We start from the raw sequence: 20186 nt of genomic DNA on the forward strand, positions 1-20186 counted from the left end.
CCTGATCTCTGTTGAGGAGAGAAATAGCCTTAAATTTTTTAAATGGATAACCTTTTTCTGGATGCTGGTCCCAGACCAGGTAAAAGCCGGAAGGAAAATCGGAGCGGTTCTTAGCCTCTTCTGCCAGTATCTGGATCTTTTTACTGCTACCCGGTCCTAAAGAAAGGTTACCGGACTTGGGGAACAAACGAAACAGGTCGCCATTGACCTGCTGGATCTGTACAGCAGCTGTATCTGTATCGGCTACCGTTAACCTCCCGGAATTAAAATAGATGCTCCATCCACCAGCAGGAAGACTCTCTTTTCCTTCATTGATTAGTGTCAGGCTGGAAAGGGCCAGGCCAGTGTTCTTGTATTTATTACGCAGCAATTCCCATTTCAATTGAACATCGGCAGGATTCAGCTGCTTCTTTGTTTGAGCAAAGGACATAAGAAAGGTGTTTAACAGCAAAACTGTTATTAAAAGATGTTTCATAACCTTTAATGTTAAGGAAGTAAATTCTGTTTAATTCCGGGTTTAAACCCTTACATATATTTTACGTTTATCTAAAATGTAACCCACCAGCCAGCAAACCAGCATAAAACAGAGGGCAAATAAAAGAGAACCTACCGGTCCCGGCGCAATAACCTGGAAAAATGATTCGTTGATCCATTTATAGAAATGCAGTTTCGGAAAAATAAGATCTATAACAGTCAGCAATACCTCTGAAACCAGGTAAATGAATAGTGGGTTCTTGCCAAAAACGGTAAAGAACTTCGTCCATTTATTCCAGGACAAGACCTCTATAATATAGATCAATGCACCAATGAGGATCAGGTCAAGGCCGCAGGTGACCAGCACAAAAGAGCTGGTCCATAGCTTTTTGTTAATCGGAAATATAGCATTCCAGCAGATGGAGACCAGTACAAGCAAAGCTCCGGTTAACAGGAGCTTTGCTATGGTTTCATATCCCTTACCTTTCTTTTGTATAAAAACCCCGGTCAGGTAACCAATGATCACATTAACACAGGAAGGAATCGTACTTAATATCCCTTCCGGGTCAAATGCCACACCTTCGCCATGATAAAGGTGATGTTCTCCCAGAACCGCTGTATCCAGGTATTGTCCGGCATTGCCCAACATACTGAAAGGATCTGAAGGGTCTCCGTAAACCAGCAGCACGATCCAGTAACCCAGAAGCATGATCACACTAGTGATGATCACCGTACGGGTGGAGAGAAAACGCACCATCAGGGAGGCAATACAGTAACACAGTGCTATTCTTTGCAGCACACCCAGGATACGGGTATGGCTGAAAGGAGAGAAAACCATGTGCCCTGCTTTATCATAACTGAAAAAGGGGAACCAGTAGAGCAGAAAACCCAGGAGGAAAATAACACAGGTCCGTTTAAATATTTTGAGCAGCACATCGCTGGTCTGCATTTCGGCAAATTTCTTCATGGTAAAACTCATGGCATTTCCAACCGCAAACAAAAAAGAAGGAAAGACCAGGTCGGTAGGAGTAAAGCCATGCCAGCTGGCATGCTCCAGGATACCAAATGGGGTAGCTCCCCGGCCCGGAGTATTGACAATGATCATAAAGCAAACGGTCATTCCCCGGAATACATCCAGGGAAAGAAATCGTTGTGGAGATGGGTTCATGTGATGTTTTTGATTTTAATCCTGGTAAATTAATTGTAGCCTGGGTTTTGTTTTAAAACTGGAGCACCTCCTGCCTGACTGAGGTCGATCTGCCGCTGTGGAATAGGATAATAGCTATTCCTTGCTGCATTAAACTTGCCTCTGCTCACATCTTGTGTCAATTTTCCCTGATAACTAAAGTAAGCATTTAATTCCTGATCTGCTATGCCCCACCTTACCAAATCAAAAAAGCGATGACCTTCCATAGCCAGTTCTATTTTACGCTCATAATAGATGGCACTCAAGGAATAGTTTTTTCCTTTCGAAGCAAAATCCCCGGCAGGATAAGCACCTACTTTATAATTGGCCGCTGGTTCGTCCGAAAAGCCTTTTAAAGGATTGTCGTCATCTATGTATTTGTAAACCCAGCTTTTTGGGTTTGCAGCCCTTGCTCTAACCAAATTAACATATTCCTGTGCCTTGTCCGGGCTGCCCACCTGTGCCTCACATTCTGCTGCCATGAGCAAGACATCAGCAAAGCGGATCACCAGATAATTGATGGAAGAACCCGGTGCCCAGGTACTAAAATCACCATCAGTGGCCTGGGTAGCCTGCCAGAAAATATTCTTTTTCGGACCGTAAGGACCACCATACAGCTGGCTTCTGATCCAGGGTTTACCAGGGTAATTGCCCCAGTCCAGGTAAGGAACACCGCGTCTTCCGGCGGTCCAGTCCAGGCGTGGGTCAATGGTGCCCTGATCCGGATCAAAATTTTGGTCACCGCTAATATTCATGTCATTTTTGATCGGATGACTATTGTAATCGGTCAAATATGGCAATCCGGTGGTTTCATTGGTACGGAAATGGTTAACCAGGTCGATAGAGGGCTGGAAGAAACCACAACATCCAAATGGACTCTCACCGTATGGAAAATTGAGCATATCTCCGTTGTTTCCTTTAGAAGGACCATTTGGATCCGCATTTGCAGCCATCTGTATGGCAAAAACAACTTCAGGGTTGTCTTCTTTACTTGGCGTAAAATTATCTGCGAAAGCTTCATTTAAAGCATATTTTTTTCCGCTTGTGGTTGTACCTTGCGGAATCACCACATCAAAAATAGCCTTGGCCTGCGCATACTTATGCTGATAAAGATAGGCTTTAGCCAGATAAGCACCTGCCGCCCATTTATTGGCCCGGCCTATTTCGGATTGTGTCCCCGGAAGGTTTTCATAAGCGAACTTCAGGTCGGCCTCTATTTTTGGCCAGATGTCCGTATTGTTGGGCTGGTTGAAATCAGTAGTGGTTTCATCGGTGTAAGGCACCATGTTCCACATTTTTTTAAGTTCGAAATAAAAATGTGCACGCAGAAAACGAGCCTGTCCTTCAATATTACTATGGTCTGCAGCCTGGATATCCGTAGCACGGCCCAGAAATTTCAATACGTTGTTGGTTCTGAAAACCCCTTCGTAGAGTGCTTTCCATTTGCCATTATAGAAGGCATTGGTTCCGTCTGAGTAGAAGTTGGCAATCGGGTCAATGGCAGGCTGATCACTACCGTCACTACCTTTGGAGGCATCACCACCGGCAATGGCTCCAAAGACCCAATTACTTGGGGAGGCTTGCCAGGCATCTGTTCCGCCAAAGCCCTGGTCTCCGCCCTGCATGCCATATAAACCGGCATAAGCACCAACCAGAAGTCCGTTCACCCCATTTTTGTTTGCTATGATGGTTTCTGATAAAGAACCCAAAGGTGGCTGTTCCAATGCTTTTTTACAAGACCAGAAGGACCCGGTCAGCAACAGGATTGGGAAGAGTATATAGCTTAATCTTTTCATTTTGTCTAAACCGTTAATGATTAAAAATGTAAATTAACACCTAGTAAAAAGGTACGCTGGCTTGGGTAGGAGCCATCGTCTATACCATAGGCGGTTTGCGCGCCAGATTTGGAGTCATTTTCGCTGGAGGTACCGATCTCTGGATCAACCCCTGAATACTTGGTAATGGTAAACAGGTTGGCGCCTGAGGCATAGACCCTCAGTTTTTTGATACCCACCTTTTGCAACATTCCCGTTGGGAAGGTATAGCCGATCTGTACGTTTTTTAACCGCAAATAAGACCCATTCTCTACAAAATAAGAATTGGGTACACTGTTGGTGCTAAAAGACTGAGTAGTTTCCTGTATAGGAGCACGGGCGTTATGGTTGCTTGGTGTCCAGGAATCATATAAGGCTGTATAGCTTTTTGCGCCATTAAAAGAAGGCATGAAATCTGTCCACCACCTGACCTGGTTCCAAATGGAATTTCCCTGAGTTCCATAGAAGAAAGCACTGAAATCGAAGTTCTTGTAAGTAGCCCCAATATTTAATCCATAACTGAAATCCGGATTCGCATTGCCGAGAAAGGTCCGGTCGTCGGGTGTTACATAACCATCTCCAGTAACATCAGCATATTTAAAACGGCCAACGCCCATATCTGTTTGATATACCGCTTCAGGATTTTTGGTGGCTTTCTGTGCAGCCAGATTGGCTGCATCAATTTCAGCCTGAGAGTTCCAGAAGCCATCTACTTTGTAACCAAAGAACTGGCTAATGGAATGACCTACTGCATTTCTGATAATGCTGCTGCCGTCAAAGCGCCTTCCGTCAATGTCGTAGTATTTAGCACCGTCTGAGATCTTGATGATGGTGTTCTTATAGGTGGTCAGTGTTGCGGTCACATTTAATTTAAGGTCGCTCGTGATGTTTTTATGGCCAGTTACTGCAATATCAAAACCAGTATTTTTCATTTGAGCAATATTGATGAAGGGAGGCCTGGCAGAACTTCCGCCTGTAGCAATTACCTCAGGGTTGTAGAGCAGATCTTTAATGTCTTTACGGTAATAGTCTGCAGAGATTTCCAGCTCACCTGCCCAAAGGGTAGCATCAAAACCGATATTGGAGTTGATATCCTTTTCCCATTTCGCACCAGGATTGCCGGTCTGATCCTGATAAAAGCCAGAAACCAGGTTATTGCCACCACCCAAGGCATAATAAGACTGGCCTATAGAGCTGCCAAAGGTGGTATAGGAATTCCCTCCGGATACATTCAACTGGTTACCCATGATGCCCCAACCACCCCTGATTTTTAGGTCGGTCAGCCATTTTACATCACTGAGGAAACGCTCTTTTGAAAGCCTCCAGCCAGCACTTACTGAAGGAAACCAGCCATATACATTCTGGAGAAATTTAGAAGAACCGTCTCTGCGGATGGTAGCCCCAAACAAGTATTTGTCGTTAAAAGTGTAGTCTGCCCGGCCAATGAGAGAGAACAGGGCATCCGCTTCACGGTAACTGTTAGCGTCTTTTGGTCCGCTTCCGGTAGAAAGTGTGGTGTAATCGGGGTCAAAGGAGAAATAGCCTTTGTTGCTACCACTCATATTGTTGTACCTGTTTTTATAATATTCGGTTCCGACCAGTACTTTTAAGGTATGCTTGTCAAATACTTTATTGTAGGCCAGTGTATTGGTCCAGGTGTAATTCAATCCGGAATAAGATACCTCAGCATAGCTGTTGGTGGTATTGTTTTCTGCATTCTCATATTGAGGATAAGTGAATGTTCTGGATATTCCCGAATAAGATTCACCTCCTAAACTTGTTCTCAGGGTAAAATCATTGAAAAGGTCCACCTCCGCAAATACATTTCCGAAAAGCCTGTTGTCTGAAGAGTGGTTGTTGTCGTTTCTCCGGAGCATGGCCACCGGGTTAAAGGCATCACCGAGCTGGCCACCATAACCACCGGCAAAATTACCCATAATGTCGTAAACTGGTATGATGGGTTGTTCGCGAAATGCATGTCCTATTGCATTGTCTCCGCTAAGTCCTCCAATTTTTGGGTTATTGGTGATGGAATAAGAGAGATTTTCCCCAATTCTGATGTGCTTACTGATGTTATACTGTGCATTGGCCCTTACTGTATATCTTTTCAGATAGGTTTCCAGCAAGGTTCCTTTCTGGTCAAAATAATTGGCCGAAAAGAGATAGCTTCCCTGCTCTGTACCATTGCTTACAGATAAGTTCTGGCTGTGAATAGGCGCAGGCTGAAAGATCTCATTGTTCCAGTTGGTGCCGGTTTTATTGGCCGGATTGATGCGGTAAAAAGAATTGTATTCATCCTGGCTGGTAAAAAAGGGCTTTACATAATATTTAGAGGGGTCAACGGAAGGATCGCCTGATTTAGCCTGGAATGGGTAAATGTAGTCTGGTACAGTATAAGGATAATTTTTCCCATAAACTTCATTGACCGTAGTATCGTTAGAATTTTGTTTTGCAGTTTGCAGGAGGGTAGCCATTTCCTGCGGATTTAAAATGTGCCATACATTTCCTTTTTTAGGCCGTTGGGTACCATAGTAAGCATCATAGTTTACCTGCACACCATTCTTCCCCTTCTTTGTGGTAATCACAATCACGCCATTAGAAGCTCTGGAGCCATAAATTGAAGCCGAACCAGCATCTTTCAGTACCTGTAGGTTTTCCACGTCATTAGGGTTCAGGTCTGAAATGTTTTGTGTAGGCACACCGTCCACTACATATAAGGGATTGTTGTTGCCAAAAGTATTGATCCCCCTTATCCTCACCTGCGGTTCATCTCCCGGCTGGCCTGATCCCAGTACGGTTACCCCAGAGGCCTGTCCCTGGAGCAGGTTGTTTACCGAAGGTGTAGGTTGTTTGATCATATCTGAAACATTTACCACCGAAACGGCACCAGTTAAATCTTTCTTTAGTTGGGTAGAATAACCAACAACCACCACTTCTCCAAGTGCCTGGGCAGACTCCTCCAGTTGTACATTTAAGGTCTTCTGGCCACTCACCGCCACTTCTTTGGTAATGTAGCCAATATAGGTAAAGACCAATACAGCTTCTCCTGATGGAATACTGATACTGTAGTTTCCGTTCACATCTGTCATCGCACCAATGGCGGTTCCTTTTACTTTGACACTGACGCCAGGTATTGGTTCACCTTTAAGTGTACTAACTTTACCTTTAACGCTATTCTGTTCCAGTTCAGTCAGTACAGGCTGCCAGCTGGCTTTGTCCATATGCTCTTTATCGTAGAGCAGGATGGTATTGTCTACTACCCGGTAAAAGATCTTTAAGGGCAACAGGGTTTCATCCAGCACATCGCCCAGCCGTCTTTTTACCGCGTTTACCGAGGTTTGACGATCTGCCTTGATCATGGATGCACTATATACAAAATTGACATTGATTTCTGCCTGTATCTTATTGAGCAGTTGTTTGATATTTCCCTGGCTGATATTTATAGAAATCTCCTTGTTGAGTACTTCCTGCGCTCCAACATCCTTGGCGAATGTTCCGCAGGTAAATAAAATCCCAAGAAAAATTTGTGTAATAGATATCCTCATCGCTGTTGTTATTAAAGCAACAAATCGCTTTTTTTTCATACCTTTAGAAGTTTTGTTCGTTAATGTGAAATTTTTCGTACAGAATTGTTAGCTGGCATCGTCCCCCAACGTTGTCAGCTTTTTTTATTCAAATGATTTGGTTAGAAAGTTCTGGTTTTAAGGCATAGGCTGTTTGTTTTTAGGTTTGTTAGTTGATCTTGTTTTTTGATTTGATGACTATCGTGGTTCCGGATAGCTGGTAATTGGCATTGATAGACTGGCAAAGGAAATCGATCTTATTGTACAGGTTCTGTTCTGACAGATTTCCGGTAAATGTATTGTTCTTTAATGCTTCGTCTTCAATAAGGATTTTTATACCGTAAGTAGTTTCCAGCTGGCTGAGGACCTCACTTACCGGGGTTTCATTAAATTTATAATCTGCTTTTTGTGGCTGGTTCTTTACCTGAACAGGTATTGGATTATCGGCCAGAGTAGTGGTGAAGTGTTCTGCATCGGGTTGAAAGATGGTTTTCTGGTTGGGCACAAGAACAACTTGCGGGCTGGTATGAAATAGTTTTTTTAGACTGAAAACCCTTTTTTCCTCTTTCGCGGTTACAATGACTTTTCCGGTTTTTACAGTTACCTCAGTTTCATTGGTGCTGATATTGGTCTTGATCGTAAAGCTGGTGCCTACTACCCGGGTTACTGTGTTTTTATTGTAGACCAGGAAAGGCCTGGAAGGATTTTTACTCACCTGGAAAAATCCGTTTCCAGTCAGTATCACTTCACGTTGCTCCGCTGCAAAATGGGCCGGATATTCTAAGGTAGCCCTAGGTTCAAGCATCACTGTGCTGCCATCTTCGAGTTTTATTTTCAGCGTGTCGGAGGTGAGGTTGGTTTGCAGAATGAGCTTTTTAACCTGATAAAAGGCCTGCTGGCTTGGCGTCTGGGCAGTTTTATACAAGAAAAAGGCCACGCTGATCAGCAAAATCGTACCGATAGCTGCGGCTATAGTTAGAGCTCTTTTGAAATTCAATTTTCTGTGCAGAATCTCAGGCTGTACATCAGAATGTTCTTCGCGGATATCGTTTTGGATCTTGTCCCATAGTTTTTGCTCCAGAAGGCCAAATAACGCAGGATCATTACTGGAATCCTGTTTGTCCAGCATTTCATACCATTGTTCCACAAGGCGTTGTTCCTCAGGGCTGCAATTGCCTTGCTGGTATTTTTCTAACAATTGATGGAATGATGCTCTGCTCATTACAATGGCTTTTTAACTATATGTAAGCTGAGCGGGGCCTATCCCTAAATAAAAAATAAAATATTTTTAGAAATTAAACTAACAGTCCAAGAATAAGGGCCAGAACAAAGTATTCTTTTAAATGAAACCTCATGGTCTTCAGGCTTTGGGTAATATGGTATTCCACGGCCTTTTCAGAAATGTTGAGTTGTCTGGATATGTCTTTGACAGAACAATTGTGAATGCGGCTGAGTTTAAAAACTTCACCAGTCTTTTTCGGTAACAGGGCAATGCCCTTGTTGATGGCTTCTGAAAGGTCATTCAATAAAGCCAGGTGGTCAGCGCTGTTGCTGGCATAGGGCTGTTCTGTAGTTTGAAGATGAAGGTGGTAATTTTCCTGGACAATCAATGATTTGAAGTAATTAATGATCGCATATTTAAGGGCACCAAAAAGATATGCACTCAACGATTGGATCACAGCCGTTTCCCGGCGTTTCCAAAGGTCAACAAAAAGGTTTTGGGTAAGTTCTTCGGCCAGTTCCCGGTCATGTATTTTTTTATAAGCTACTTTATAGACCTCTTTCCAGTAACGCAGGTAGATCTCTTTAAAGGCAGATTCGTCACTTCCTTTAAAGAGGTTCAGTAATTCCTGGTCAGAGAGGGCAGAGTAGTTCATTTGTCAATACAAGGTCATAACAAATTTAATAATATAATTGATATTTTTACCGGGTCTATACGTTTTACAGATTAATAGGGTACTATGTCGCGTTTTTTGCTGATTGAAGATGATTACAGGATTGCTGAGCTGATTAAAAGGGGGTTGGAAGAAGCTGGTTTTGAAACTGAGCTGGCCTCAGATGGTCTGGAAGGAAAAAGACTGGCCTTAAGTTATACCTATAGTCTGATCATTACAGATATTATCTTGCCGGGCATCAGTGGACTGGATCTTTGCAAGCAGATTCGGGAGGTAAATCCTGATGTGCCTATTATTATGCTCACTGCTCTGGGAACCACAGATGATAAGGTAGAAGGTTTTGATGCCGGAGCAGACGATTACCTGGTTAAACCTTTTGAAATGCGGGAATTGCTGGTTCGGATCCGATCTCTGATGAAGAGAAACCGGGTTAATGAACGTACAGATGGGTTTATCCTGAAACTGGCAGATCTGGAAATGAACCTGTATACCAAAATTGTAAAAAGGAACCAGGTGGAGATTTCCCTGACACCAAAAGAGTTTAAGCTACTGGAATATATGATGCAAAATCAGGGAAAGGTGCTTTCGAGAGTGGAAATTGCAGAAAATGTATGGGAAACACATTTTGATACAGGCACGAACTTTATTGATGTATATATTAATTACCTGAGAAAAAAGGTAGATAAAGAATTTTCTAAGAAACTGATCCATACCAAATCCGGAATGGGATTTATTTTAAAAGAAGAGTAGCAATTATAAACCGGTTATGAAGATAAGGGTTTGGCTAACGATATTGTTTACACTGATCACTGCTGCTATTTTGCTGGTGTTTGCCTCCTATATTTATATTTCGGCAAAAAAAAGTAGGGAAAGAGAGTATTATATTTTGCTGACGAAGGAAGCGGTGACCAAGGCCAATCTCTTTTTGGATGCAAATGTAGATGCGAATACCCTGCATACCATTTACCGCAATAACCGCAAAATCCTGAACGAAGTAGAAGTGGCCATTTATACCACATCGTTCCATCTGTTGTATCATGATGCAGTAGATATTGATTTTGTAAAGGAAACCCGGAAAATGATCGATGATATTGTTAAGCAACGGGAAATTCATTTTTACCAGTCAGACTGGCAAGTGATCGGTATTTCCTACCGCTTTAAGAACACCAATTACGTGATCACCGCTGCTGGATTTGATCAATATGGATATAATAAACTGGCCAGTCTGAGAACCAATATATGTATTGTGTTTTTGATCTCCGTACTTGTGATTTATTTTGCCGGTCGTTTCTTTGTGAAGAAAGCGTTTTCTCCCGTTACGGAGATCACCAGGAAAGTGAACCGGATTTCTGCAACCCATCTGGATCTGCGCCTGGATCCACAGTACAGTAAAGATGAATTGGCTGAGCTATCCAATACCTTTAATGAAATGCTGGACCGGCTCGAAGACTCCTTTGATGCACAGAAGAGTTTTGTGGCCAACATCTCTCATGAACTCCGTACACCTTTGTCAGCCATTATTACCGAACTGGAACTTTCCCAGAATAAGGAAAGAAGTCTGGAAGCTTATAAAGTGGTGATCAGCCAGGCACTGTCAGATGCCAGGAAGCTGGCGCGTTTGTCTAACAGTTTGCTGGATTTTGCTAAGGCCAGTTACGATTCTTCAGAGATTCATTTTAAAGAAGTACGTCTGGATGAGCTTTTACTGGATGCACAGCTGCAGTTGCAAAAAACGAATCCGGATTATGATATTGACATTCTTTTTGAAAAGGAGTTTGATGATGATGATCTGATCTCTGTAAACGGAAACGCCTATTTATTACAAACCGCCTTTGTGAATCTGATTGAAAATGCCTGTAAATTTTCAGCAGACCGTCAGTGTGTTGTGGCAATTTCCTATCAGGAAAAGAATGTGGTACTTAATTTTTCTGATCACGGGATCGGTATCAATGCAGAAGACCTCCCTCATATTTTTAATGCTTTTTATCGTGGGCTGAATCAAAAAATAGCAAATGGCAATGGAATAGGACTTTCTTTGACAAAGAAGATTGTTTTATTACATAAAGGGAGTATTTCAGTACAGACAGAGCCAGGTAAAGGAACTGTTTTTACAATTGAAATACCGCATCTGTAGAGTGGTTTGCCTGAGATTAATATTCTTCTAATGAAATTCTAATTTTTTTCTAATATCTTTCTAATAGCTCCCCGATTTGGGCTATTTTACCTTTGCGTCCGTTTTACGTATAAAAGATAAAGATGAACATGAAGAAAATCTCTACTATTGGTATATTGCTGTTGTCGGCACACATGGCCTGGGCTCAGAAGGCAGATACAGTAAAGCAGAGCAACTGGAGCTACCACTTTCAATTTACCGCCATTTCACAGTACCATGCCGCTTTTAAAGCGCCTTATCAGGGACGGAACAGTTTGGCTGATACGGCTGAAATTGCAGCAACCAGTGTAACTTCTACAATGTTCCTGGGAAGGAAATTATGGAAAGGTGCAGCTCTTTATTTTAACCCGGAGATCTCTGGCGGAAGGGGTTTGAGTTCTGCAGTTGGTGTGGCAGGTGCATTGAATGGAGAAACATACAGAGTAGGGAATGCGGCTCCGGCGATCTTTATTGCCCGGGCTTATTTTCAACAACAGTTTGCATTGGGCAATACCGAATATGAGTATGTAGCCGACGATGTAAACCAGGTGGGGGGAATGGTTCCTAAAGACAGGATCACCATTACAGCTGGTAAATTTGCAGCAAGTGATTTTTATGATGACAATAAATACAGCCATGATCCAAGAAGCCAGTTTTTCAACTGGGCACTGATGGGTAACGGGGCCTGGGACTATCCTGCAAATACCAGAGGTTACACGATGGGGCTGGTGGTCGAGTTTGTGAAGGCAGATTGGGCATTTCGTTTGTCGAGCGTAGCCGTTCCCCGTATTGCGAACGCACCCAAATTGGAATATAAAATAGACAAAGCCCATTCAGAGACCTTGGAAATTGAACGGAAGAATCTTTTCAAAAGGCCAGGTTCCCTTCGGTTGTTGTTGACCAATACCTATTCCAGGGCCCCTTCTTATGCGCAGGGTATACAAGCCTTAGCAGACAACAATACCCAGATTCTGAATGTGATTTCCGGGCAGGCCGAAGGAACCACCTATGGCGGACGTAAATATGGTTTTGGCTTTAGCGGAGATCAGGAGTTGACCGATGATCTGGGGATCTTTGCCCGTGCAGGATGGAACGATGGTAAAGATGTGACCTGGGCTTTTACAGAAATTGACCGGACGGCCAGTCTTGGCTTGTCGCTCAAAGGTGTCAAATGGAAACGAGCTGATGATGTTTTTGGCCTGGCTGCAGTTGTTAACGGACTGTCTGACGGGCACCGTACTTTTATTGCAGATGGGGGTTATGGTTTTATTATTGGAGACGGGAAACTGAATTATGGTAAGGAGATGATCCTGGAGACCTATTACAATGCAAAACTGACCAAGACTTTCTGGCTTACGGCAGATTATCAGTTTGTCAATCATCCGGCTTACAATAAAGACCGAGGACCAGTCAATGTATTTGCAATAAGAGGGCATATAGAGTTTTAATGCTGTTTCTGGGCTAAAGTCCAGTACAATAAGTTTTTTAGGCAATCCAAATGGATTGCCTTTTTTTTGCCTTGTTAGTTACTCTTAACATTTCTTAGTAAAAATTAACATAGTTGAAACTTATTCACAATAGTTTTTTTTTAACGCTTCTATGTTTTTGCAAATGAATCACTTAAAAAAAAGACAAGATTTTACTAGTCAATGTTAGTAAAATTTATGATCTTCGCATCCCCAAACAACGGGGCAGACCTAGCGTCTCATAAGGACTAAATCAAAAAAATTAAAGAATAACTATGCATAACACTTGTACACAGGTATGGAATGACTGTCTCCAAATTATTAAGGATAATATCCCGGCCCAGAGCTTCAAAACCTGGTTCGAGCCTATTGTTCCGCTTAAACTGGAGGACAAGGTTCTGACTATACAAGTGCCTAGTTTGTTCTTTTATGAGTGGCTGGAAGAGCATTATGTAAGCTTGCTGCGCAGAACAGTGAAACTGCAAATGGGAGATGAAGGCAGATTGGAGTACAATATCGTAGTTGATCAGTCTTCTAATGGAGGCTTACCATATACTACTAAAATGCCTTCGAGCGGTAATGGTTCTGAAAATAAAAAACAAAGCATGCCTGTTCCGGTAAACATCAACCGAGATATTAAAAATCCTTTTGTGATTCCTGGTTTAAAAAAGATACAGGTTGACCCACAGCTGAACCCACAATATACTTTTGAGAATTATGTAGAAGGAGACTGTAACAGACTGGCCCGTTCGGCAGGGCATGCGGTAGCCGCTAAACCAGGTGCAACCTCATTTAACCCTTTGATGATCTATGGTCCTTCAGGAATGGGCAAAACGCACCTTGCCCAGGCTATCGGAAACCAGATCCGTCAAACCTTGCCAGATAAACTGGTGATTTATGTTTCCTGCGAGAAATTCTGCCAGCAATTCGTTGAATCGTTAAAGAACAATACCATTAATGATTTCGTGAATTTTTACCAGGCAATGGATGTCATCATTATGGACGACGTACATAATTTTGCCGGGAAAGAAAAGACGCAAGATATCTTTTTCCATATTTTTAACCACCTTCATCAGTCGGGTAAACAAATCATCATCACCTCCGATAAGGCACCAAAAGACCTCTCCGGGCTGGAAGAGCGTTTGCTGAGCAGGTTCAAATGGGGGCTTTCGGCTGACTTGCAATTGCCAGGCCTGCAAACCAGGATTGAGATCCTGAAAAAGAAAATGTATGTAGATGGTATAGATCTGCCAGAAGAAGTGGTAGAATATGTGGCCAACAACATCAATAACAATGTAAGGGAGCTGGAAGGCGCAATGGTTTCCTTATTGGCACAATCTACGCTCAACAAGAAAGAAATTGATCTTCATCTGGCCAAATCCATGTTGAAGAACTTTATTAAGAACACCAGCAAAGAAATTTCTATGGAGGTGATCCAGAAGAAAGTTTGTGAGTATTTTGAAGTGCCTATGGATTTACTGAAAGCTTCTACCCGTAAAAGAGAAGTGGTTCAGGCTCGTCAGATCTCTATGTATTTATCCAAGTCTATGACCCGGTCTTCTTTGAAAACCATTGGTGCATTTTTTGGCGGCAGAGACCACTCTACAGTAATCTATGCTTGTCAAACTGTTGAGGATCTCATCCAAACAGATAAAAAATTCAGAACTTACGTTAGCGATATCGAAAAGAAACTGAAAATGAACTAAATTGACTGGGTGTTTGTAACAATTTATATTAAAATTGTTACATTCGTGGTAGAGTTAAATACATTTCCTATGAATTTATATACTACACTTACAATACCCTTTCTTTTCTTCAGTTTTCAAAGTCATGCTGTTCCGGAAAAAGGAGCATCAGTGATCTATGAACAAAAAGTCGCAGCAACTAAAGTTTCATTTGGTCATGGTGTAGATCTGATCGTTAAAGGATTAGGCCTGAATATAGACGCCATTCGTTTTGTTAAAGAGCCAAAGGCTACAGATTATTTCGTGTATGCCAACAATAAGGCAGCTTATGCAAAATCACTTATTATAGCCGCAAATAACGGGATCAAACTGGACCGTAAAGTTAAACTGGAAAATCCAATGACCCGTGAACAGTTTGCAGCAAATCTAAATGAAGCGATCCAGGCAACCGGAAATTACCCCGTTAATATGATGTTTATTGTGATTAAGGATGAGGCCGCTTTTTCTAAAGGTTCTGCTGCGGTTCAAAACCTGATCAAATTTAATGTGCTTGCCCTGGAAAAAGGAAATTTCAGACCTAAAGCCTTTATTACGGAATCGGAAGCCGTAAAAATGGTACATAAGGCGGCTGAATTTGTTCGTGCCCACAAAGAAAAAGAAGGGGCTTCAGTAAAAGAAGAAGTGACAATGGTGTCTGCAGCAGTAAATGCCGATGTGAACCGCATCACGATTTCAAGAGGCACTAAACCGAATTCCGGTTACCAGATCATGATCAACGGGATTGATTTTTCTGCGAAAGGAGAGGCCGTTGTTCATTATAGCCTGGTTAATCCTGAAGCAGGTCATTCTTACCTTCAGGTGATCACAGAGCCACGCGCGGAAACTTTTATTTCTTCCTTTTATAAAGTGAGCTTAAAGAAAGATTAATTTAATTGAAACTGATCTGGTTCTGCACTGTTTCATATAATATATAAAGGGTGTTGTTATGAAAACTAATCAGAATAAACCAGGTCATAATGCGGATAAAGCTTTATCAAAAGCAGCAGAGGTGAAGCCTAAAAAGACCGGACATTCTAAAGAGGAATCTCCTGAAACCGATTTTCCACTTTCTGAAAAGGATGAAGTGAAGCAAGCCGAAGAGCGGCAGCGTAAAAGAGCTACGAAGAAATAGTTACATGAGTAATACACAAATCACTGCGGTTACAGAACTGGACAGATCGCATTATAAAACCAAAGTATATTCAGGAGGCCACTTTATCTATTCAGATGAACCAGAGGCAATGGGCGGTACAGATGAAGGTATGTCGCCTGCGGCCTTATTATTGGCCAGCCTGGGCAGTTGTACGGCCATTACGATCCGAATGTATGCAGACAGAAAACAGTACAACCTGGATACGATTAAAATTGATCTGGCCATTTGTAGTGAAGACCAAATGGATAAAAGTACCATCATTACGCGTACTATAGAATTTACCGGGCAGCTTTCTGAGGAAGAAAAAGCCAGGTTAATGCAGATTGCAGATAAATGCCCTATTCATAAAATTCTGTCCAATCCTATTAAAATTGAAACTTCTGCTAAAAATTAGAGCAAGGAGATGCTAAATAAATTAGTACATTTACAGCAAATTTAATTCTCATGCAATTTGCTGTTGTCGATATAGAAACTACCGGAGGCTATGCATCAGGAAACGGGATCACAGAGATCTCTATACAAATCCATGATGGAACGCGCGTAACAGAACGTTTTGATAGCTTGATCAATCCTGAACACTCTATTCCTGCTTATATTGAATCTTTAACGGGCATAAGCGATGAGATGGTGGCTTCTGCACCAAAATTTGAAGAGGTTGCAGACCGGATTTACAATTTGCTGCACGATAAAATATTTGTTGCACATAACGTCAATTTCGACTTCTCCTTTGTACGGCACCAGCTGGAGGTGGCGGGCTACCATTTGCAATGTAAAAAAATGTGTACGGTTAGAATGAGCAGGAAGGTATTTCCAGGTTTTCCTTCTTATAGTCTTGGGAAACTGTGCAACTCGTTAGGTATAACCTTGAACGACCGTCACCGTGCAGGAGGGGATGCAGAGGCAACGGCGATCTTATTGGGGATGCTGCTGGAAGCCGATCAGGAAGGACACATAAAACAAGCCTTAAACAAGAGTTCTAAAGAGCAGGCTTTGCCGCCTAACCTGGCCAAAGCAGCTGTTGATGCGTTGCCTCAAAATCCAGGTGTCTATTATTTTAAAGACCAGAAAGGAAATGTGATTTATATTGGCAAGGCAAAGAATATCAAAAAGCGCGTTTGCTCGCATTTTACGGGAAATAACCTGGGGCCTCAGCGGCAGGATTTTCTAAAGAACATTCATCATGTAGAGTTTGAAGTTTGTGGCACAGAGCTGATGGCTTTTATCCTTGAAGCGGTGGAGATCAAAAGGCTCTGGCCTGAAAATAACCGGGCGATGAAACGTTTTGAACAAAAGTATTCCCTGTTTTCTTTTATAGATCAGAATGGATATATACGCCTGGGCATTGATAAGTTTAAAAAACAAGGACCTTCATTATATAATTTCAATAGCCTTTCTGAAGGGCATAGCTTACTGCGGATGTTGATCAAGGAGCATTTGCTCTGCGAGCGGCTATGTTTTATACAGAAGAACCGGATAGGCTGTGTTGGGCATGAAGATGGTAAGTGCAGTGGTGCCTGTGTAGGAAAAGAGTCTGCAGCAGCTTATAATGTAAGGGTTAAGTATGCGATTCAGGAACTTCACCAGATGCTGCCTTCATTTGCAGTGATTGACCAGGGGAGGACCGAAGATGAGCAAAGCTGCCTTTGGGTAGAGAAGGGACAGTTTTATGGAATGGGATATATCTCGCAGTATACAGATGTGAAGGATATGAGTCAGGTTAAATCTGCTTTAAAACCACTTCCTTCTAATGATTACATCCTCCATTTGATCCTTTCTTATGCAGATGCGCACCCCGGTAAGAAATTAAGTATAGAATTTTAGCCTTATTATCAATTCCTTATAAAGAATTTGTTAAATAGATTTGCTGTTTTAAGGCTTTAATCCTATCTTTGGCGCTCCAAGAAAAAGGAAATGCCTTGGTAGCTCAGTTGGATAGAGCAACGGTTTTCTAAACCGTGGGTCAGGGGTTCGAATCCCTTCCAGGGTACTGCAAAAAGCTTCTAGTGAAAACTAGGAGCTTTTTTGTTTTTAGATATTTTCTGTACCAAATTTCTATTGTGGTTTCCGAGGGCTGAAAATATGTTTTCTGATCGCGCTGAATCTTACAGATTCTGAGGCTTGATCATGAAATCATATTTTCCTGGGTGCAGACCGGGAGGGTGGTGAAAGGGAGGCTACTGACGGAATCATTCCGAAGTTTCTTGAGGGAGAGGAAAAGAAAGCTCGTGAGATTGCCCTTGAGATGAAGAAAGACGGTGTTGCTCTAGATATTATTATCAAATACACCAAGCTCCCTGCTGAAGAAATCGAAAAATTGTAATTCTCCATATTCAGTTGTTTTGAATAAAATCAATCTACAGTGGAATATACGAAACCGACTAAAAGCAGCTCAACGAGACCATTAAAAACAACAATACTTCGAGTTATATGACAAAGGAAGAACAGGACATATACGATCAGGAGTTGCAGAGGTAATGGGATAACGAAGCCGTTAGGGAACAATCATTTCTTGATGGTGAGGAGCCTGTTCAGCAGAATTTTAATTTTTGCTATTTGGTGTAAACAAAAGAAATACTGTCTTTAACAATCAGTCCGCTCATGTTTTGACCAACGTAAATAACGGTGTACCTGGCAGGTTTCGAGATGTCATATCCTTTTAAAAGATCAACGGTAGCAGAAACACTGTCTTTAGAATTTACAGCAACGTAACTGCTGGCCGGAGGTGGCATTACTCGTTTTGCCATTGCGCCTTTGTAGTTTACTTCTTCACCAGACTCTGATTTCACATCCAGATATTTACTTATAAACGGCTCAAAAGGCGTGTGCCATTTGCAAAATTGTTGTGTAGTGTCGGCATTGTTGTACACCGTAAATTTCAGTTCCACCATTTCGCCTGCCTTAATCGTGTCTTTCACCAACATCTTTGCAAATAAAGCTTTTCCAGCTGTGCTGTCTGCAGCTACAGTAGCCGAAGAATTTGTTGCACCTGTACTGTTTTGTGCAACATTGTTGTTCATCCCGCAAGATGAAAGTGCCAATATAACGGTGGCAGATAGTAATGTGCTGAAGTTTTTCATAAAGCAAAAATATCTTTTTTCCCGGGCTTTTATATTAAATTTATGTGATGGTCTTGTTATAATGAAAAGTCTATTGATTAGTAGTTTTTTGGATAAGCAAATTCAGCAATTTTTTTGGCCCACCTTGACATTACCTACCCGATTGCATTTGGGGGAACTTTACGTAAGCTGTTCATCAATAAAAACGGACCTACGTTATTGCTTCCAAGTGAGAATAAATATGCAACCCTAGCAGAGTATACCGCAAATCATAGAATCATGAGCTTTTGGACAAGAATAAATGAGCCTTAGAATAAAGATTGTTAGAGGTTAAATGGCTATTTTTGTTGTGTTTTAATTAAAAATTCACTGGGCACAACTATGGAACAGGTAGATAAATTAAGAACAATAAACTATTCTGGTATATTTCTTTCCTGCTTTTCTGATTATAGTGAAAAATGTATTCATGCTGCCCCAGAGCATACCTTAGTCTATTTATACTCGGGAGAACAGGTCATATAGGATAAAAACAAGAAAATTACGCTACAAGCCGGAGATTGTGCCTTTATCAGACGTAACCACCGTCTCAGAATGTATAAAAATAGCAAGGGCGAAGAACTTTATAAGGGTATTTCGCTGACCTTCAAGCGTCCTGTTTTGCGCGGGTTTTATAGTAAGATGAACAAAGCTGATGTACCAAAAAAGATAGCTCTTTGGGAGGATAATGTATTTAAGATCGAACCTAGTGCAGCTATTACCAGCCTATTTCAATCCCTTGTCCCGTATTTTGATGAACAGGTTAAACCTACTGAAGGAGTTTCGAATTTAAAATTACAAGAAGGTATTTATGCCTTACTCAATAACGCTGAGTTTTTTTATCCTGTACTATTTGATTTTACTGAACCCTGGAAAGTGGACATGCTTGAGTTTCTTGGTGAAAACTATATGGATGAGCTTTCCATGGAACAGATTGCCGCTTACACAGGTCGTAGTTTAGCAACGTTCAAACGGGATTTCAAAAAGATCAGTAACCTCAGTCCGCAAAAATGGTTGATTAAAAAACGTTTGGAAATGGCCTATACCAAATTGAAAGAAGGCAAAAAAATACAGGAAGTATATGTTGAGGTAGGTTTTAAAAATGCCTCTCATTTCTCCACCGAAGCACATTAAGCATATTTAATTCATATATCAAAATGAGAATTTAAAAAACTACTTGACCAATTTTTAAGGCAAAACCGCTTAAATTGGTCAGGTTGGTGTTTGACAATATAATAATACTGAGATTATGATTTAAGTAATGAAACCAAACACCATTGGCGCCTTGTATTCTTCCATATCTTTCCATTCTTCCATATTTACTGTTATTTCCTTTAGTATCTCTTATCCAAACGCTGTATCGGTAGTTATCCAAGCCAGGTGTTAATAGTTGATTAAGGGTTTGTTCTTTAATTAGTTGGAAGACAAAAAGTGCGTTATTAAATTTAATTAAATCTGCTGTGCAAGAATACATAGCACCGGCAGCAGAAAAATCAGGAGATATTTCATGAATGTCTGAATTAAATTCTACTATAAGGCGTTGAATATTATTTTAAGTTGCAGCTTGAGTAATTAATGTAAATTTGAATATGATGTACTTGATTCCATAACTATGAAATTTGATCCGAACAATAAAATTGTAAAGCTTTGTGGCAATGGAATGCTAA

At 41.5% G+C, this 20186-nt stretch carries 16 protein-coding genes and 1 tRNA gene; 10 read left to right on the forward strand and 7 right to left on the reverse strand.

The genetic code is table 11. The features are described from left to right. The 6 genes from DBR11_RS19660 to DBR11_RS19685 all read right to left on the reverse strand — a co-directional run. Nucleotides 1-475: carbohydate-binding domain-containing protein (locus tag DBR11_RS19660; protein ID WP_199233897.1), on the reverse strand; the 475-nt coding region annotated here is incomplete at its 3' end. Nucleotides 476-517: 42 nt separating this feature from the next. Beyond that, nucleotides 518-1642, reverse strand: coding sequence for an acyltransferase family protein (locus DBR11_RS19665; protein WP_108554329.1), 1125 nt, complete (start codon nt 1640-1642; stop codon nt 518-520). Between the two features lie 29 nt (nt 1643-1671). Then, nucleotides 1672-3456, reverse strand: a complete 1785-nt coding sequence (locus DBR11_RS19670) for a RagB/SusD family nutrient uptake outer membrane protein (protein ID WP_108554330.1) — start codon at nt 3454-3456, stop codon at nt 1672-1674. Nucleotides 3457-3476: 20 nt separating this feature from the next. Continuing rightward, nucleotides 3477-7058 (reverse strand): TonB-dependent receptor, encoded by a 3582-nt coding sequence (locus DBR11_RS19675; protein ID WP_108554331.1) that lies wholly within the window; start codon nt 7056-7058, stop codon nt 3477-3479. A gap of 148 nt (nt 7059-7206) precedes the next feature. Further along, nucleotides 7207-8259, reverse strand: coding sequence for a FecR family protein (locus DBR11_RS19680; RefSeq protein ID WP_108554332.1), 1053 nt, complete (start codon nt 8257-8259; stop codon nt 7207-7209). Between the two features lie 73 nt (nt 8260-8332). Beyond that, the gene (locus DBR11_RS19685; RefSeq protein WP_108554333.1) at nt 8333-8914 is read right to left on the reverse strand and encodes an RNA polymerase sigma factor; all 582 of its coding nucleotides are present in this window, start codon (nt 8912-8914) and stop codon (nt 8333-8335) included. Nucleotides 8915-8998: 84 nt separating this feature from the next. Between DBR11_RS19685 and DBR11_RS19690 the strand changes: the two genes are divergently transcribed. The 9 genes from DBR11_RS19690 to DBR11_RS19730 all read left to right on the forward strand — a co-directional run bounded on the left by DBR11_RS19690 (nt 8999) and on the right by DBR11_RS19730 (nt 17414). Next, the gene (locus DBR11_RS19690) at nt 8999-9682 is read left to right on the forward strand and encodes a response regulator transcription factor (protein WP_108554334.1); all 684 of its coding nucleotides are present in this window, start codon (nt 8999-9001) and stop codon (nt 9680-9682) included. A gap of 16 nt (nt 9683-9698) precedes the next feature. After that, nucleotides 9699-11066, forward strand: coding sequence for an ATP-binding protein (locus DBR11_RS19695; protein ID WP_108554335.1), 1368 nt, complete (start codon nt 9699-9701; stop codon nt 11064-11066). A 122-nt stretch (nt 11067-11188) separates the two neighbouring features. Continuing rightward, entirely contained in the window at nt 11189-12532 is a 1344-nt protein-coding gene (locus DBR11_RS19700; RefSeq protein ID WP_233260836.1) for a carbohydrate porin, read from the forward strand. 293 nt (nt 12533-12825) lie between these two features. Then, nucleotides 12826-14256, forward strand: coding sequence for a chromosomal replication initiator protein DnaA (gene dnaA / locus DBR11_RS19705; protein ID WP_108554336.1), 1431 nt, complete (start codon nt 12826-12828; stop codon nt 14254-14256). 69 nt (nt 14257-14325) lie between these two features. After that, entirely contained in the window at nt 14326-15162 is an 837-nt protein-coding gene (locus tag DBR11_RS19710; protein WP_108554337.1) for a protease complex subunit PrcB family protein, read from the forward strand. 58 nt (nt 15163-15220) lie between these two features. Next, nucleotides 15221-15406 carry a hypothetical protein gene (locus tag DBR11_RS19715; protein WP_108554338.1) on the forward strand — a complete coding sequence of 62 codons (186 nt, stop codon included), beginning with the start codon at nt 15221-15223 and terminating at the stop codon, nt 15404-15406. Between the two features lie 4 nt (nt 15407-15410). Beyond that, nucleotides 15411-15821 carry an OsmC family protein gene (locus DBR11_RS19720; RefSeq protein WP_108554339.1) on the forward strand — a complete coding sequence of 137 codons (411 nt, stop codon included), beginning with the start codon at nt 15411-15413 and terminating at the stop codon, nt 15819-15821. A gap of 50 nt (nt 15822-15871) precedes the next feature. Continuing rightward, a complete protein-coding gene (locus DBR11_RS19725) occupies nt 15872-17248 on the forward strand; it encodes an exonuclease domain-containing protein (RefSeq protein ID WP_108554340.1) in 1377 nt (458 codons plus the stop codon). 92 nt (nt 17249-17340) lie between these two features. Then, nucleotides 17341-17414: transfer RNA gene (locus DBR11_RS19730), tRNA-Arg, on the forward strand. A gap of 562 nt (nt 17415-17976) precedes the next feature. Here DBR11_RS19730 and DBR11_RS19735 read toward each other — a convergent pair. Further along, entirely contained in the window at nt 17977-18504 is a 528-nt protein-coding gene (locus DBR11_RS19735) for a protease (RefSeq protein WP_108554341.1), read from the reverse strand. A gap of 570 nt (nt 18505-19074) precedes the next feature. Here DBR11_RS19735 and DBR11_RS19740 point away from each other — a divergent pair. Further along, a complete protein-coding gene (locus DBR11_RS19740; RefSeq protein WP_233260837.1) occupies nt 19075-19653 on the forward strand; it encodes an AraC family transcriptional regulator in 579 nt (192 codons plus the stop codon). Nucleotides 19654-20186: the final 533 nt, after the last annotated feature.

Origin of the sequence: Pedobacter sp. HMWF019 (genome assembly GCF_003061025.1) — a bacterium.
In the GTDB taxonomy this organism is placed as follows: domain Bacteria; phylum Bacteroidota; class Bacteroidia; order Sphingobacteriales; family Sphingobacteriaceae; genus Pedobacter.